The 15,061-nt window shown below is 60.9% G+C and carries 14 protein-coding genes; 8 read left to right on the top strand and 6 right to left on the bottom strand.

The genetic code is table 11. The annotated features are described in order from the left end of the window. Positions 1-12: 12 nt before the first annotated feature. Positions 13-2,337: a penicillin-binding protein 1B gene (gene mrcB / locus ACM530_RS14800; RefSeq protein ID WP_106579230.1), complete on the bottom strand. Its 2,325-nt coding sequence runs from the start codon at positions 2,335-2,337 to the stop codon at positions 13-15. A 118-nt stretch (positions 2,338-2,455) separates the two neighbouring features. Between mrcB and ACM530_RS14795 the strand changes: the two genes are divergently transcribed. The 3 genes from ACM530_RS14795 to ACM530_RS14785 all read left to right on the top strand — a co-directional run bounded on the left by ACM530_RS14795 (position 2,456) and on the right by ACM530_RS14785 (position 4,926). Beyond that, positions 2,456-4,012: an AAA family ATPase gene (locus ACM530_RS14795; RefSeq protein WP_145162078.1), complete on the top strand. Its 1,557-nt coding sequence runs from the start codon at positions 2,456-2,458 to the stop codon at positions 4,010-4,012. A 93-nt stretch (positions 4,013-4,105) separates the two neighbouring features. Next, positions 4,106-4,450 (top strand): pentapeptide repeat-containing protein, encoded by a 345-nt coding sequence (locus ACM530_RS14790; protein ID WP_106579232.1) that lies wholly within the window; start codon positions 4,106-4,108, stop codon positions 4,448-4,450. A gap of 203 nt (positions 4,451-4,653) precedes the next feature. Continuing rightward, positions 4,654-4,926 (top strand): TfoX/Sxy family protein, encoded by a 273-nt coding sequence (locus tag ACM530_RS14785; protein ID WP_010562703.1) that lies wholly within the window; start codon positions 4,654-4,656, stop codon positions 4,924-4,926. Positions 4,927-5,181: 255 nt separating this feature from the next. On the opposite strand, the gene ACM530_RS14780 is transcribed toward ACM530_RS14785, so the two are convergent. Genes ACM530_RS14780 through ACM530_RS14770 form a run of 3 tightly spaced genes read right to left on the bottom strand, consistent with a single transcriptional unit; the run spans position 5,182 to position 7,861 of the window. Next, complete coding sequence (locus tag ACM530_RS14780) at positions 5,182-5,949, bottom strand: heme ABC transporter ATP-binding protein (RefSeq protein WP_262208913.1); 768 nt, start codon at positions 5,947-5,949, stop codon at positions 5,182-5,184. Next, a complete protein-coding gene (locus ACM530_RS14775) occupies positions 5,949-6,986 on the bottom strand; it encodes a FecCD family ABC transporter permease (RefSeq protein WP_416365043.1) in 1,038 nt (345 codons plus the stop codon). The genes ACM530_RS14780 and ACM530_RS14775 overlap by 1 nt, the downstream gene beginning before the upstream one ends. Then, a complete protein-coding gene (locus ACM530_RS14770) occupies positions 6,983-7,861 on the bottom strand; it encodes a heme/hemin ABC transporter substrate-binding protein (protein ID WP_416365042.1) in 879 nt (292 codons plus the stop codon). The genes ACM530_RS14775 and ACM530_RS14770 overlap by 4 nt, the downstream gene beginning before the upstream one ends. An 83-nt stretch (positions 7,862-7,944) precedes the next feature. Here ACM530_RS14770 and ACM530_RS14765 point away from each other — a divergent pair, with 83 nt between their 5' ends. Further along, entirely contained in the window at positions 7,945-8,262 is a 318-nt protein-coding gene (locus tag ACM530_RS14765; RefSeq protein ID WP_145162090.1) for a Rieske (2Fe-2S) protein, read from the top strand. Here ACM530_RS14765 and sfsA read toward each other — a convergent pair. Both sfsA and ACM530_RS14755 read right to left on the bottom strand, forming a co-directional pair. After that, entirely contained in the window at positions 8,259-8,972 is a 714-nt protein-coding gene (gene sfsA, locus ACM530_RS14760) for a DNA/RNA nuclease SfsA (protein ID WP_416365041.1), read from the bottom strand. The two genes, ACM530_RS14765 and sfsA, sit on opposite strands and share 4 nt — an antisense overlap. After that, complete coding sequence (locus ACM530_RS14755; RefSeq protein ID WP_106579238.1) at positions 8,972-10,144, bottom strand: pyridoxal phosphate-dependent aminotransferase; 1,173 nt, start codon at positions 10,142-10,144, stop codon at positions 8,972-8,974. Before ACM530_RS14755 ends, sfsA begins: the two co-directional genes overlap by 1 nt. 320 nt (positions 10,145-10,464) lie before the next feature. Here ACM530_RS14755 and dksA point away from each other — a divergent pair, with 320 nt between their 5' ends. The 4 genes from dksA to ACM530_RS14735 all read left to right on the top strand — a co-directional run bounded on the left by dksA (position 10,465) and on the right by ACM530_RS14735 (position 15,053). Continuing rightward, positions 10,465-10,905 carry an RNA polymerase-binding protein DksA gene (dksA, locus tag ACM530_RS14750; protein ID WP_034100675.1) on the top strand — a complete coding sequence of 147 codons (441 nt, stop codon included), beginning with the start codon at positions 10,465-10,467 and terminating at the stop codon, positions 10,903-10,905. An 83-nt stretch (positions 10,906-10,988) separates the two neighbouring features. Further along, positions 10,989-11,876 (top strand): tRNA glutamyl-Q(34) synthetase GluQRS, encoded by an 888-nt coding sequence (gluQRS, locus tag ACM530_RS14745; protein ID WP_416365040.1) that lies wholly within the window; start codon positions 10,989-10,991, stop codon positions 11,874-11,876. A gap of 62 nt (positions 11,877-11,938) precedes the next feature. Continuing rightward, positions 11,939-12,115, top strand: a complete 177-nt coding sequence (locus ACM530_RS14740) for a hypothetical protein (protein WP_003176118.1) — start codon at positions 11,939-11,941, stop codon at positions 12,113-12,115. Continuing rightward, a complete protein-coding gene (locus ACM530_RS14735) occupies positions 12,099-15,053 on the top strand; it encodes a sensor histidine kinase (protein ID WP_162530298.1) in 2,955 nt (984 codons plus the stop codon). Before ACM530_RS14740 ends, ACM530_RS14735 begins: the two co-directional genes overlap by 17 nt. Positions 15,054-15,061: the final 8 nt, after the last annotated feature.

Genomic DNA, 15,061 nt, shown 5'->3' with positions numbered 1-15,061 from the left:
AACCCTCTTTGCTTAGTTCATCCAGCCCTTGACCCAATCCATCACCGATTCCGCGTCAGCAGGGGCACTGCCACCGCATGCGGCGCCGGGTGGTGGCTCGCTGCCGCGAATATACGGCATCTGCACCGCGCCCGGACAGTTGGCATCGGAGCCCTGCCCCGTGTGCGGATCAATCCAGGCCTGCACGATGTTGTCCGGTTGCGGCATGTTCAGCGGCAGCGGGTCGGCCTTGCGCATGAAGCTGGTCCAGACCTGCAGCGCACCGGTGGCACCGGTGAACGGCGTCTTGCCATTGTCGTCACGTCCCAGCCAAACCACGGCCAGCACGTCCTGGCCGAAGCCTGCGAACCAGCTGTCACGCGAATCGTTACTGGTACCGGTCTTGCCCGCCAGCGTCAGGTTCGACGGCAGCACGCTGTAAACCGAGCGCCCGGTGCCTTCGCGCATTACGCGCTGCATGGCGTTCTGGATCAGGTAAATGGAGCCTGCATCAAAGCGCTGCTGAATCTGGAAAGGATAGCGCTTGAGCGGTTCGCCCTCGGCAGTCAGCACGCTGCGGATACCGCGCATCGGGGTATTGAAGCCGCCGTTGGCGAGGGTCTGGTACATCGTGGCCACTTCCATCGGGGTCATGGCGCCAGCGCCCAACAGCATCGATGGGAACGACGGAAATTCACGATTGATGCCCAGGCGACCCAGGGTTTTCAACACATTCGGCACCCCGACTTCCAGCCCGAGGCGTGAGGTGGAGATGTTGTAGGAATGCGCCAGGCCCTGATACAGGAACACCGTGCCGTGAGAGCGGCGATCGAAGTTCTGCGGCGTCCACACTTGGCCATCGGCACCTTTGACCGACAACGGGTCATCTGAGAGCCAACTGGTCAGGGTGTATTTGCTCGGTTTTTCCAGGGCCGTCAGGTAGACCGCAGGCTTGACCAGCGAGCCGATCGGCCGCACGGCATCCAGCGCGCGGTTGAAACCGGCAAAGCTGGCCTGGCGACTGCCGATCATCGCCTGGACTTCACCGGTTTCCGGGTTGGTCACCACCATGGCCGCCTCGACTTCATCGGAGCCCTTGCGGCCGGTCAAGCGTTTGAAGGTGTCGTTGACCGACGCTTCGGCTTTCATCTGCAAAATCGGGTCGAAGCTCGTGAAGATCCGCAAGCCTTCTTCAGTCAAGTCTTCGTCGCGGTAATCTTCGCGCAACTGACGTTTGACCAGGTCGATAAAGCCTGGGAAGGAGCTGTCGGCCAGCTTGCCGCGAGTGGTTACACCCAGTGGCATTTTCTTTGCGGCCGCGACTTGTTCAGCGGTAGCCACGCCCTGCTGCTCGAGTACGTCCAGCACCAGGTTACGACGTTCAAGCGCACGCTCCGGGTTGCGACGCGGGTTGTAATAGGACGGTCCCTTGACCATGCCCACCAGCAACGCGACCTGATGCAGCTTCAACTCGGACAACGGCTGACCGAAGAAGAACTGGCTGGCCAAGCCAAAGCCGTGAACGGCGCGCTGGCCATCCTGGCCGACGAATACTTCGTTGAGGTAAGCCTCGAGGATTTCCTGCTTGCTGTAATGCAGCTCCAGCAGCATCGCCATCATGGCTTCGGTGAGCTTGCGGGTCAGGCTGCGCTCGTTGGTCAGGTAGAAGTTCTTGACCAATTGTTGCGTCAGCGTACTGCCACCCTGCGTCATCTTGCCGCCAGAGGTGTTGACCCAGATGGCGCGGGCAATCGACTTGGGCGAGACGCCCCAGTGGCTGTAGAAGTCGCGGTCTTCGACGGCAACCAGTGTTTCAAGCAGATACGGCGGCACCTGATCGAGCTTGATCAGGATGCGATCTTCCAGGTTCTTGGGGTAAATGCCGCCGATCAGCAGCGGCTCCAGGCGCACCACAGGCAACTTCGAACCATTGAGCGACGACAGCTCGGCGACGTAATCGCCAGAGAAGCGCACGCGCACCGGTTGGGCTTTTTCCAGGCCTTCATAGAACTGGAAGCCGCGGGTATTCAAGTCGACGGTATTGCCGCTGACGGCCGCGGCGCCAGGGCCATTGCTCACGGCTTCGCGGCGGTAACCCAAGGCGTCGAGCTCGGTGAGAAAGTCATCCTTGCTCAGCTTCTGGCCGGTGAACAGTTCCAGCGGGCGTGCGTACACCTTGGCCGGAATGGTCCAGCGCTTGCCGGAGAACTTCTCCTGGACCACAGCATCGAGGTACACCGCGAAGCCGGCGAGCACCACAAGGCCTACCAGGCTGAGCTTGAGCGCCCAGCCCAGCCACGGACGCAGGCCGCGGGAAGGAGGTTTTTTACGGGAACGGGGAGATCGGGTTCGAGTCATGGCGGCGGATTATACGCACTTTATTGATGATCAACATGAGCCGGACAGCGGTTTGCACGACCGGCTGTAACAGCCATAATGCCCGCCATGATTTCCCCCAGACTTTGAAGGATCGCCCGTGAGCCAGTCCCTGATCGCTGCCCTGCAAAACCCGGCTTTGTATCCCCATCCGGTTGAAGCGTTTCAAGTTATCGAGACCCATATTTCCTGGGTCATTCTGACTGGCCCCTTCGCTTATAAACTGAAGAAGCCGATGAACTTCGGCTTTCTGGATTTCACCCAACTGGACGACCGGGGGCACTTCTGCAACGAAGAACTACGCCTCAACCAGCGCCTGACCGAAGATTTGTATCTTGAAGTGTTGCCGATTACCGGCACCGCCGAGGCTCCGCAACTGGGCGGCGATGGCCCGGTAATCGAGTACGCGCTGAAAATGCGCCAGTTCCCGCAAAGCCAACTGCTGAGCACCTTGCAAGCCAACGGCGAACTGACCAGCGCGCACATCGATGAAATGGCCAAGCAGATTGCGCATTTCCACCTCACCGCTCCAAAGGTTCCACAGGCGCACCCGGCCGGCACCCCGGACGAGGTGATGGCGCCGGTGCGCCAGAACTTCGATCAGATTCGCCCTTTCCTCAGCGACAAGGCCGACCTGGCCCAGCTGGAAGCGCTGCAGGCTTGGGCCGAAAGCAGCTTCGAGCGCCTCAAGCCTTTGCTGGCTCAGCGCAAGCTCGAGGGCTTCACGCGTGAATGTCACGGCGATATCCACTTGGGCAATGCGACGATGATCGACGGCCAAGTCGTCATCTTCGACTGCATCGAGTTCAACGAGCCGTTCCGCTTCACCGATGTGTACGCCGACACCGGCTTTCTGGCGATGGACCTGGAAGACCGTGGCCTCAAATCCCTGGCACGTCGCTTTATCAGCCAATACCTGGAACTGACCGGCGATTACCAAGGCCTGGAAGTGCTGAACTTCTATAAAGCTTACCGGGCGCTGGTACGCGCCAAGGTTGCACTGTTCAGCATGCCGAGCGAGGCAAGCCCGGTGCAGCGCGCCACTACCCTGCGCCAGTACCGCAACTACGCCAACCTGGCCGAAAGCTACAGCACTATTCCTTCGCGCTTCCTGGCAATTACCCACGGCGTATCGGCAGTCGGCAAGAGCCACGTTGCCATGCGCCTGGTGGAAGCCTTGGGCGCCGTGCGCCTGCGCTCGGATGTGGAACGCAAACGCCTGTTTGGCGAACAGCACGTGGAAAACACACCACAGGCCGGCATCTATGCCGCCGACGCCAGCGCAGCAACCTATGCTCGCCTGAATGAAATCGCCGATATCGTCTTGCGCGCCGGCTACCCGGTCGTACTGGATGCCACCTTCCTCAAACGTGAACAGCGCGACGCCGCCGCGAAGATTGCCGAGGCCACCGGCGCGCCATTCCTGATCCTGGATTGCAACGCACCGCAAGCCGTTATCGCCAGCTGGTTGGCACAACGTCAGGCGGATAAGAACGACCCTTCCGACGCGACGCTGACCATCATTGAAGAGCAGCAGGCCAACCGAGACCCGCTGACGGCTGAAGAATTGCTGCTCAGCAAGCGTGTAGAGACCAATGAAAGCGGAACTCTGGATGCTCTGGTGGCGCATATTCGCCAGCGTCTGCCAGGCCTGTAAGAAATATTTCTTGGTCGTGTCACCGATCTACGGTGCACGACCGAGCAATAGTGGCACTATAATGGCGTCATAATTCCAACAGGAGTCGCCGTCATGAGTCAGCCCAAGCTTCTTGATACTCCGCTCTACGCGCTCCTGCACAAGGACGACATTCGAGGCTTCAACCAGGAACGGCCTAAAGACGGCAGCATCGACATGCGTGGCGGTGACTTTCGTGGGCTGGACTTGCGCGACCTGAACGCCACAGGTGTAGATTTCACCGATGCGTATTTCCGTTCTGCCGATCTGCGTGGCCTGGATCTACGCGACTGCTCATTGGAAGGCGCCAGCCTGGCGCATGCACAAATTTCCGGCACCTACTTTCCACCTGAACTGACCGCCGACGAAATCCTCATGTCGGTTAATTTCGGTACTCGCCTGCGCTATCGCACCAAGTGACGCCATATGCCCGCCCCCGGCTACGCATCAAGTGTGCCGGGTGGTTCGCCGTGCCTCTGCTTAAAACCTCCTGAGCATTCTTATAAGCGTTTCAGCCGTTCCTGACCAAAGAACTACGCTTTTCCTACTGAGCGCTACACTCCTTTTCAGGCTTGCCTGGTCACGATACCCACCGAACCATTCGGCCGTCGCAAGGAGGCTTGATGAACGATGAGCTGCAACACCTGAAAAACCTTGGCAAGACGTCGGCGCAGTGGCTGCATGCGGTGGGCATCCACAGCGCGTCTGACTTGCGCCGCCTGGGAGCGGTCGATGCCTACCGTGCAGTGCGAACTCGCGGTTTCCGGGCGTCGAAGGTATTGCTGTACGCCATTGAAGGCGCATTGATGGATGTGCACTGGAACGACATTCCCGCGGAGCGAAAGGAAGCGCTGAACCGCCAGCTGGATGCGATTTCGGCACGTCAGAAGAATTAGCTCAGCGATAAAACTCAACGTTTACAGGCATTACGAACGCCTGTTTGAGAAAATCCGCAGGTCGAGCAAAAACAAATGTTGACTCTCAAATGAGAATCGTTATGATTATCACAACTGGTCGCGAGATCAGCCGATGACTGAAAGACCATTGGTTCGGACTCTCAGATTATCTCCTCATCAGGCTAATCACGGTTATTTGACCCGGCTCTTGCCGGGTCTTTTTTTGCCTGTAAAACGCCTATAAAACCGTGAGGCTCAGCGCGCGATAATCAACGGATGCCCACGCTCCGGGTGCGGCTGCACCAACACATCCAGCCCAAACACAGCCTTGAGCGGCTCAGGTCGCAAGACGTGTGCGGGCGTATCCAACGCATGCGGACGCCCGCCTTCCAGCAGCAGAATGCGATCACAGTAACGCGCAGCCAGATTCAGGTCATGGAGGATCACCAGTACGGCCGCGCCTCGATCGGCAAAACTGCGAATAGCCTGCAAGGTCGTGTGCTGATGCAAAGGGTCAAGCATCGACGTCGGCTCATCCAGCAGCAACGTCTGCCCCGCCTCGCCCGGCCATAGTTGCGCCAATACCCGCGCCAGGTGCACACGTTGGCGCTCCCCGCCAGACAACGCCAAGTAGCTACGGCCGCTCAAATGGCTGATGTCCGCCGCCTGCAACGCCGCACGGATGATCTCGTCGTCACGCACGCGCCCGGTCTGATGCGGCAAACGCCCCATGCCGACAACTTCTTCAACGCGAAACGCAAAATCCAGGGTCGAGGTTTGCGGCAACACCGCCAAGCGCTGGGCGCGCTGCGGGCCGGTCCAGCTTTTGAGCGCCTGCTCATCCAGCCACACCGCGCCCTGATCAGGGTGCAGCTCACCGCACAGCGCGCTGAGCAAGGTGCTTTTGCCAGCACCATTGGGGCCCAGCACGCCAAGTACCTGGCCCGGTAACAGGTCCAGGCTGACATCGGCCAACACAGTCTTGCGACCACGCCGGATCTGCAGCGCTTCCACTCGCAGCATCAGGCGCGTCCTCGCAACAACAGAAAAAGAAAAAACGGCGCACCGATAAACGCCGTAACAATGCCGATCGGCAACTCCGCGGGCGCCAAGGCCAGGCGCGCCACCAAATCTGCAAACAGCAACAAACTCGCGCCGGCCAGCACCGAGGCTGGCAACAGCACACGATGGTCGGGCCCGGCCAGCAACCGCACCAAGTGCGGGACCACCAGCCCGACAAACCCGATCATCCCCGCCGCCGCTACTGCCGCCCCCACGCCCAAAGCGGTGCAGAACACCAGCTCACGCTTGAGCCCTTCCACATCAATCCCTAGGTGGCTGGCCTCGGACTCACCCAGCAACAAGGCATTCAGCGCCTTGGCGCGGCGCGGCAACCAAAGCGCGACACCCGCGCTCACCAGCAGCAACGGCCACAACCGCGAGTAGCTCGCGCCATTGAGGCTGCCCAGGTTCCAGAACGTCAGGGTGCGCAGAGTGGCGTCGTCAGCCAAATAGGTAAACAGCCCGACCGCCGAGCTGGCGAGAGCCGTGAGCGCGATGCCGGCAAGCAGCATCGTCGCAACATTGGTCTGGCCGTTACGGCGCCCCAGGCGATAGACCAGCGCAGTCACTCCCAAACCACCGAGAAACGCACACAGCGACAGCAAGTAAGGCCCGAACGCATCCGGCAGCCCGCCAAAAAACGAACCCCCGACAATCGCAATCGCCGCCCCCAGCGCCGCGCCACTCGACACCCCGACCAGCCCGGGATCCGCCAGCGGATTACGGAACAACCCCTGCATCGCCACGCCCGACAACGCCAGCACGCCGCCGACCGCCAGGCCAAGCAATGTGCGCGGCAGGCGAATCTGCCCCAGGATCAATTCGGCCTGCTCCAGGCCATCGGTTGCAATCGGCACGCCCATCAAGCGCAACGCGGCCCTGAGTGTGTCCAGCAACGGCAGGCTGACCGGCCCCAAGGCTAATGAGAGCCAGGTCGCCAATACACACAACAGCGCCAGCCCGACAAACAGTGTTTTCGGCTTAACCAGAGGGGTCATGGAGCAGGTTTAGCCTGGGACGGATAGAACCCGGCAGACAGTTGCACCAGGCTTTGCGGCACACGCGGGCCCAGGCCGCCCACCAGCAGGGTGGGGTCCAGCTCAAACACCCGGCCATTTTTGGCCGCCGGCGTTGAGGCCAAAATCGGGTTTTCCTTGAACAGCGCCGCGCGCGCTGCATCGCCGGTCAAGGCACGGTCAGCAAATACCAGCACATCAGGGCTCAGTCCCGCTAACGACTCCACCGAAAAAGGTTTGTAACCGGTATGGGTGGCCAAGTTGCGCCCGCCCGCCTGCTGCAACAGCCAATCGGCGGCGGTGTCTTTACCTGCGATCAGCGGCTTGCCGCCCGCATGACCGAGCACCAACAGCACACCCGGGGCTTTTTGCGTGGCCTGGGCCTGAGTGACCCAGCGCTTCTGCTGCTCGAGTGCTTGTTCATATCCGGTAAATAATTCGTTGGCTTTAGCCTCACTGCCCAGCAACTTGCCAAGGTGCTGCAAGTTGCCTTTCAGGGTTGGCAGGTCCGGCTCGGCCGAAAACATTTCCACCTGCACGCCGGCGCCGCGAATTTGCGCAAGTACCGGCGGCGGCCCCATTTCCTCGGTGCCGACCAGTACTTGCGGGCGAAGGCTGAGAATGCCTTCCGCTGACAACTGGCGCTGGTAACCTATGCTCGGCAAGGCCTTCAGCGATTCCGGGTGCTGGCTGGTAGTATCCACGCCCACCAGTTTCGATTCGCCGCCCAAGGCCGCCACCCATTCCGACAGCGCTCCACCGGCACTCACCCAGCGTTGCGGCAGTTCAGAGGCTTGCGCCCCGTGGTGGACCAGCAGTGAGGCAACAAACGCAATAGCGCTGGTACTCAGACGCATAACAGGGTTTCCTTCCAGGGGCGGGGCGAAGCCGGCATTTGATAATTGTTTGCATTTGAACGTCAAGGCACTTAAGGATTGAAATGAAGTTTCTCTGCACCTCCGACACCCTTGCAGCCAACAGCAGCCTCGGCTTCGAGATCGACGGTTGCAAACTGTTGGCCGTGCGCCGGGACGGCGTTGCCTACTTCTATATCAACCGTTGCCCCCATCGCGGCATCGCGCTGGAATGGCAACCCGATCAGTTCCTCGACACCAGCGCCAGCCTGATCCAGTGCGCCACTCACGGCGCGCTGTTCCTGATCGAAAGCGGCGAATGCATCGCCGGCCCCTGCGCGGGCCAGAGCCTCACCGCCCTGCCCGGCCGCGAAGACGCGCAGGGCCTGTGGGTGCAACTCTAGTCGCTGATCAGTACATCCAAGCAACGTTCCACAACAATTTCCTCAGGCGTGACTCGCACACCGTAGGCCAATACCTCCACACCGGCGGCCCTGGCCTCACGCAATGCCGCAGCGTAACCAGCGTCGATTTCAACCGCTGGGCGCACCGCCTCGATTCCCGACAGATTGACGCAATACAACTGCACCGCCCGCACCCTGTCACGCGCCAAGTGCGCCAACTCGCGCAGGTGCTTGGCGCCGCGCTGTGTTACCGCATCGGGGAAGGCTGCCACCGCCGTGCCATCAAAGCCCAGGGTGACGCTTTTGACTTCGACAAACGCCGCGCCCTGCGGGTAATCGAGGCGAAAATCGATGCGACTTTTTTCCTGGCCATAAGGCACTTCGCGCTTCAAGGCGGTAAACCCATTGAGCTCAGTGATCACCCCCGCGCGCAGCGCCTCCTCGACCAGTTGGTTGGCGCGCGCCGTGTTGACGCACGCCAGCCGCCCCTGCGGCGTTTCGGCAATTTCCCAGGTGCCGGGCAACTTGCGCTTGGGGTCCGTGGAGCGACTGAACCAGACCTGGCCGCCCTCCACCATGCAATTGAGCATCGAGCCGGTGTTCGGGCAGTGAATCGTCAGCAACTCGCCGGTAACGGTTTCGATATCGGTGAGAAAACGCTTGTAGCGGCGGATCAGCCGCGCTTCTTCGAGAGGAGGATGAAAACGCATCAGCCTTGCCAGCTCCGCAAACCACGGGCGATACGCTCTACCGCCTGTTGTAGCCGATCGATATTTTGCGTGTAGGCAAAACGCACATGGTGGCCGGCTTGATAGCGGCCAAAATCCAGCCCGGGCGTAAACGCCACGTGTTCGGTTTCGAGGAAATGCCGACAGAACGCGAAGGCATCACCGCCGAACGCGCTGATATCGGCATACAAATAGAACGCTCCTTCCGGCTCTACGGCGATCCCGAATCCAAGTTCGCGCAAGGCGGGCAGCAGGAAGTCCCGACGGCGACCGAATTCGGCGCGGCGCTGCTCCAGAATGCTCAACGTTTGCGGGGTAAAACACGCCAGTGCCGCGTACTGGGCCATGCTCGGCGCGCTGATGTAGAGGTTTTGCGCGAGCTTTTCCAATTCACCCACCGCCGCGGGCGGCGCCACCAGCCAACCCAGGCGCCAGCCGGTCATGCCGAAATACTTCGAAAAACTATTCAGGACGAACGCGTCGTCGTCCACTTCCAGCACGCTGGCGGCATCGGTGCCGTATGTGAGGCCGTGATAGATCTCGTCCACCACCAAGTGGCCGTCGCGCGCCTTGATTGCGCTGGACAACCCTGCCAACTCGTCCCGTGTAAGGATCGTGCCGGTGGGGTTGGCCGGGGAAGCGACCAACGCGCCCACGCTGTCCTGGTCCCAATGTTTGGCCACCAACTCGGCGGTCAATTGGTAGCGCACGTCCGGGCCAACCGGCACCAGCTGCGCCGCGCCTTCCACCAAGCGCAGAAAATGTCGATTGCACGGATAGCCCGGGTCGGCGAGCAACCAATGTTTGCCCGGATCGACCAGCAGGCTGCTCGCCAGCAGCAACGCACCGGAACCACCGGGAGTGATCAGAATGCGCTCAGGATCGATGTTCAGCCCGTAGCGCTGCTGGTAGAAACCGCTGATGGCCTCGCGCAACTCCGGCAACCCGCGCGCTGCCGTGTAGCGGGTCTTGCCGTTGGCCAGCGCCGCCTGGCCGGCCTGGATGATGGGCTCGGCCGTGGTGAAATCCGGCTCGCCGATTTCCAGGTGGATCACATCATGGCCGGCTGCCTGCAGCTCATTGGCTCGCGCCAGCAGCGCCATGACATGAAAAGGTTCGATGGCGCGACTGCGCGCACTGTAGGGCTGAGCCATTAGCCTTCCTTAACGGTGAGGACAAAATCAGGATTCTACCGAACCCTCGCGGTAAAACATGCTCTATTGCCTGCTCGGCCGTCCATGACGAACCGAGCAAGCGCTTGCAAAACGACTAAAATCAACATTCGAGACACGCTATACCCAGCCATGGCGGGCTGTTGCAGTTTGCACCCCCGCCAAGTTGGGCCTCGACAACCGGGAGTGGCGCACCCCGAATCTATCTGGTAAGTTCGCCCGCTTGCAGCCGCAGGGCCGGCAGGTGTCGGTGACGTTGCAATCCTGCGCAATGGATTAGAAGAGTGAGAGGCGGTCTATTCATGTCCACCCAAGCAAAGCAACAGCAGCAGAGCCTCAGTGGCTTCACACCTTACGTCGAAACGAAAGGTGAGGAGTACATGGGCAAGCCCATGCGCCAGCACTTCACCAAGATCCTGCAAAAGTGGAAGCAGGACTTGATGCAAGAGGTCGACCGCACCGTTGACCACATGAAGGACGAAGCCGCCAACTTCCCGGACCCGGCAGACCGTGCCAGCCAGGAAGAGGAATTCGCCCTCGAACTGCGCGCCCGTGATCGTGAACGCAAGCTGATCAAGAAAATCGACAAAACGCTGCAACTGATCGAAGACGAGGAATATGGCTGGTGCGAATCCTGCGGCGTCGAGATTGGTATTCGCCGCCTGGAAGCCCGCCCAACCGCGGACCTGTGCGTAGACTGCAAAACCTTGGCTGAAATCAAGGAAAAACAGGTCGGCAAGTAATCCTGCCGGGCTGAACGAATGGGGCGTGCAAACGCCCCATTTTTGTTTCTGGCGTTTACCGATTTTCCAGTAGTATCCGGCCCATGACAGCCTCTACCTATATCGGGCGTTTCGCCCCCACGCCCAGCGGCCATTTGCATTTCGGCTCGCTGGTTGCCGCCCTCGCCTCCTACCTCGATGCCCGCGCCAATCACGGCCGCTGGCTGATGCGCATGGAAGACCTCGACCCACCGCGTGAAGAACCCGGCGCCCAGACGGCGATCCTGCACGCCTTGGAAAGCTACGGCTTCGAGTGGGATGGCGAACTGGTCCGACAAAGCGAGCGGCATGATGCCTACGCCAAAGTCCTCGACGGCCTGTTCAACCACGGCCTGGCCTACGCCTGCACATGCTCGCGCAAACAGCTGGAGCCCTACCACGGGATTTACCCGGGTTTATGCCGCAATGCCGGGCACGATCAGCACGACGCGGCCATTCGCCTGCGCGTACCCGAGCTGGAATACCACTTTACCGACCGCGTACAGGGTGAATTCCGACAGCACCTGGGCCGCGACGCAGGCGATTTCGTCATCCGTCGCCGCGACGGCTTGTATGCCTATCAATTGGCCGTCGTGCTCGACGACGCTTGGCAAGGTGTAACCGACATCGTGCGCGGCGCCGACCTGCTCGATTCCACGCCACGCCAGCTCTACCTGCAAGAACTGCTGGGCCTGCGCCAGCCGCGCTACCTGCACGTGCCGCTGATCGTGCAGCCGGACGGTAACAAGTTGGGCAAAACCTACCGTTCTCCGCCGTTGACACCGGACCAGGCCACGCCTTTGCTGTTAAGGGCATTGCGCGCCCTCGGCCAGCCCGCCGGCGCTGAACTGCTGCACGCCAGCCCACGGGAACTGCTCGATTGGGGCATTGGGCACTGGGATGCAACACTGATCCCGCGCACACTCACGCTGGCCGAAGCGCAATTGCGCTGAAGGCGCTTGCAGCTTGCCAGCCATCCGTTACCATCGCCGCAGTTTTTTAATCAGAGGCCAACATGTATATCTATCGATTGGTCCTGCTGCTGGTCGTCGGGATCTACCTGTTTTCCCCCGCCATCATGGATTGGTGGATCGACGCCACGGGCGCCTGGTATCGCCCTTATCTGCTGTGGCTGATCCTGATCGTCGTGACCTTCATCCTGCAGAGCCAAAAAGATGCCGATGAGCTTTAGCCTCACCCAGATGCTGCTGATCAGCGCCGCCTACCTGGCCGCGCTGTTCGCCGTGGCCTGGATCAGTGAGCGCGGAATGATTCCGCGGGCGATCATTCGCCATCCGTTGACCTACACCTTGTCCCTGGGCGTTTACGCCAGCGCCTGGGCGTTTTATGGCACCGTGGGCCTGGCCTATCAGTACGGCTACGGCTTTCTGTCCAGTTACCTTGGGGTGTCCGGCGCGTTCCTGCTGGCGCCAGTGTTGCTGTACCCGATCCTGAAAATCACCCGTACCTACCAGCTGTCATCCCTGGCGGACCTGTTTGCCTTCCGCTTTCGCAGCACCTGGGCCGGCGCGCTGACCACGATTTTCATGCTGCTCGGCGTGTTGCCATTGCTGGCCCTGCAGATCCAGGCCGTGGCAGATTCCATCAGCATCCTGACCCGTGAGCCCGTGCAACATCGCGTCGCGCTGGCTTTTTGCGCGCTGATCACCCTGTTCACGATTTTCTTCGGTTCGCGCCATATCGCCACCCGTGAAAAACACGAGGGCCTGGTGTTTGCGATTGCCTTTGAGTCGGTGATCAAGCTGATCGCCATCGGCGGCGTCGGCCTGTATGCGCTGTATGGCGTGTTCGACGGCCCGCAACAGCTGGAACTGTGGCTGCTGCAAAACCAGACCGCCCTCGCCGCCCTGCACACGCCGTTGCAGGAAGGCCCATGGCGCACGCTGTTGCTGGTGTTCTTCGCTTCGGCGATTGTGATGCCGCACATGTACCACATGACCTTCACCGAGAACCTCAATCCGCGCTCATTAGTGAGTGCAAGCTGGGGCTTGCCGCTGTTCCTGCTGCTGATGAGCCTGGCGGTGCCGCTGATCCTGTGGGCCGGCCTCAAGCTGGGCGCAACCACCAACCCGGAATACTTCACCCTCGGCGTCGGTATTGCCGCCAACAGCAAATCCCTGGCGTTGCTGGCGTACGTCGGCGGTTTGTCGGCGGCCAGTGGCTTGATCATTGTCACCACGCTGGCGCTGTCGGGCATGGCGCTCAACCACTTGGTGTTGCCGCTGTATCAGCCGCCGGCCGAAGGCAACATCTATCGCTGGCTGAAGTGGACGCGCCGCGCGCTGATCGTCGCGATCATCATGGCCGGTTATGGCTTCTACCTGTTGCTGGGCGCCGGGCAAGACCTTGCCAACCTCGGCATTGTCGCGTTCGTTGCCACCTTGCAGTTCCTGCCGGGCGTGTTGTCGGTGCTGTACTGGCCGACCGCTAATCGCCGCGGGTTTATCGCCGGCCTGCTGGCGGGGATTCTGGTGTGGATCGTTACCATGCTGCTGCCGCTGGTCGGCAACCTGCAGGGTTTCTACATTCCGTTACTGAACATGATTTACGTGCTGGACGACACCAGTTGGCACATGGCCGCCATCGCTTCACTGGCTGCCAACGTGTTGATGTTCACCTTGATCTCACTGTTCACCAACGCCAGCCCCGAAGAAACCAGCGCCGCCGAAGCCTGCGCGGTGGACAACGTGCGCCGCCCGCAACGCCGCGAGCTGCATGCCGCCTCACCCCAGGAGTTCGCCACGCAACTGGCCAAGCCGCTGGGTGCGAAAGCCGCGCAAAAGGAAGTCGAACAGGCACTGCGCGACCTCTACCTGCCGTTCGACGAGCGCCGCCCGTATGCGCTGCGACGCTTGCGTGACCGTATCGAGGCCAACTTGTCCGGGCTGATGGGGCCAAGCGTGTCCCAGGACATGGTCGAAACGTTCTTGCCCTACAAGGCTGGCGGCGAAAACTACGTCACCGAAGACATCCATTTCATCGAGAGCCGGCTGGAGGATTACCACTCGCGCCTCACCGGCCTTGCCGCCGAACTCGATGCGCTGCGCCGCTACCACCGCCAGACCCTGCAGGAACTGCCGATGGGCGTGTGCTCCCTGGCCAAGGATCAAGAGATCCTGATGTGGAACAAGGCCATGGAAGAATTGACCGGCATCGCCGCCCAGCGGGTAGTGGGTTCGCGCCTGAACACCCTGGGCGATCCGTGGAAAGAACTGCTGCAAGGCTTTATCAACCTGCCCGACGAGCATTTGCACAAGCAGCACTTGGCACTCGACGGCCAGACGCGGTGGCTCAACCTGCACAAAGCGGCGATCGACGAACCGCTGGCACCCGGCAACAGCGGCCTGGTGCTGCTGGTGGAAGACTTGACCGACACGCAAATGCTCGAAGACAAGCTGGTGCACTCCGAGCGCCTGGCCAGCATTGGTCGTTTGGCGGCAGGCGTGGCCCACGAGATTGGCAACCCGATTACCGGTATCGCCTGCCTGGCGCAGAACCTGCGGGAAGAGCGCGAAGAGGACGGCGAAATCACCGAAATCAGCGGGCAAATCCTTGAGCAGACCAAGCGCGTTTCCCGCATCGTGCAGTCGTTGATGAGCTTCGCCCATGCCGGCGCTCATCAGAATCAGGACGAGGCCGTGTGCCTGGCCGAAGTCGCGCAGGATGCCATTGGGCTGCTGGCCTTGAACCGGCGCAATTTCGAAGTACAGTTCTTCAATCTGTGCGACCCGGACCACTGGGTCGACGGCGATTCCCAACGCTTGGCGCAGGTGTTGATCAACTTGCTGTCCAACGCCCGTGACGCGTCCCCGCCGCACAGCGCGGTACGCGTCAAGAGCGAGGCTTTCGAGCACACGGTCGATCTGATCGTGGAGGATGAAGGCAGCGGTATTCCACAGAACATCATGGACCGATTGTTCGAACCTTTCTTCACCACCAAGGACCCGGGTGAAGGTACCGGTCTGGGCCTTGCACTGGTCTATTCCATCGTTGAAGAGCATTATGGACAAATCACCATCGACAGCCCGGCTGACACCGAAAGCCAACGCGGCACCCGTATTCGGGTGACCTTGCCGCGTCATGTCGAAGCGACGTCCGCTGTGAACTGAGACCGTCG

Origin of the sequence: Pseudomonas sp. NFX183, from assembly GCF_047943075.1 — a bacterium.
Taxonomy (GTDB): Bacteria; Pseudomonadota; Gammaproteobacteria; order Pseudomonadales; family Pseudomonadaceae; genus Aquipseudomonas.
Note: the sequence above shows the minus strand (reverse complement) of the source record. Positions and strands in the feature narration are given on the sequence as shown.

Coding starts and splice junctions, on each gene's coding strand:
- mrcB (WP_106579230.1), bottom strand. CDS start 2,337: ATGACTCGAACCCGATCTCCCCGTTCCCGTAAAAAACCTCCTTCCCGC.
- ACM530_RS14790 (WP_106579232.1), top strand. CDS start 4,106: ATGAGTCAGCCCAAGCTTCTTGATACTCCGCTCTACGCGCTCCTGCAC.
- ACM530_RS14785 (WP_010562703.1), top strand. CDS start 4,654: ATGAACGATGAGCTGCAACACCTGAAAAACCTTGGCAAGACGTCGGCG.
- ACM530_RS14780 (WP_262208913.1), bottom strand. CDS start 5,949: ATGCTGCGAGTGGAAGCGCTGCAGATCCGGCGTGGTCGCAAGACTGTG.
- ACM530_RS14775 (WP_416365043.1), bottom strand. CDS start 6,986: ATGACCCCTCTGGTTAAGCCGAAAACACTGTTTGTCGGGCTGGCGCTG.
- ACM530_RS14770 (WP_416365042.1), bottom strand. CDS start 7,861: ATGCGTCTGAGTACCAGCGCTATTGCGTTTGTTGCCTCACTGCTGGTC.
- ACM530_RS14765 (WP_145162090.1), top strand. CDS start 7,945: ATGAAGTTTCTCTGCACCTCCGACACCCTTGCAGCCAACAGCAGCCTC.
- sfsA (WP_416365041.1), bottom strand. CDS start 8,972: ATGCGTTTTCATCCTCCTCTCGAAGAAGCGCGGCTGATCCGCCGCTAC.
- ACM530_RS14755 (WP_106579238.1), bottom strand. CDS start 10,144: ATGGCTCAGCCCTACAGTGCGCGCAGTCGCGCCATCGAACCTTTTCAT.
- dksA (WP_034100675.1), top strand. CDS start 10,465: ATGTCCACCCAAGCAAAGCAACAGCAGCAGAGCCTCAGTGGCTTCACA.
- gluQRS (WP_416365040.1), top strand. CDS start 10,989: ATGACAGCCTCTACCTATATCGGGCGTTTCGCCCCCACGCCCAGCGGC.
- ACM530_RS14740 (WP_003176118.1), top strand. CDS start 11,939: ATGTATATCTATCGATTGGTCCTGCTGCTGGTCGTCGGGATCTACCTG.
- ACM530_RS14735 (WP_162530298.1), top strand. CDS start 12,099: ATGCCGATGAGCTTTAGCCTCACCCAGATGCTGCTGATCAGCGCCGCC.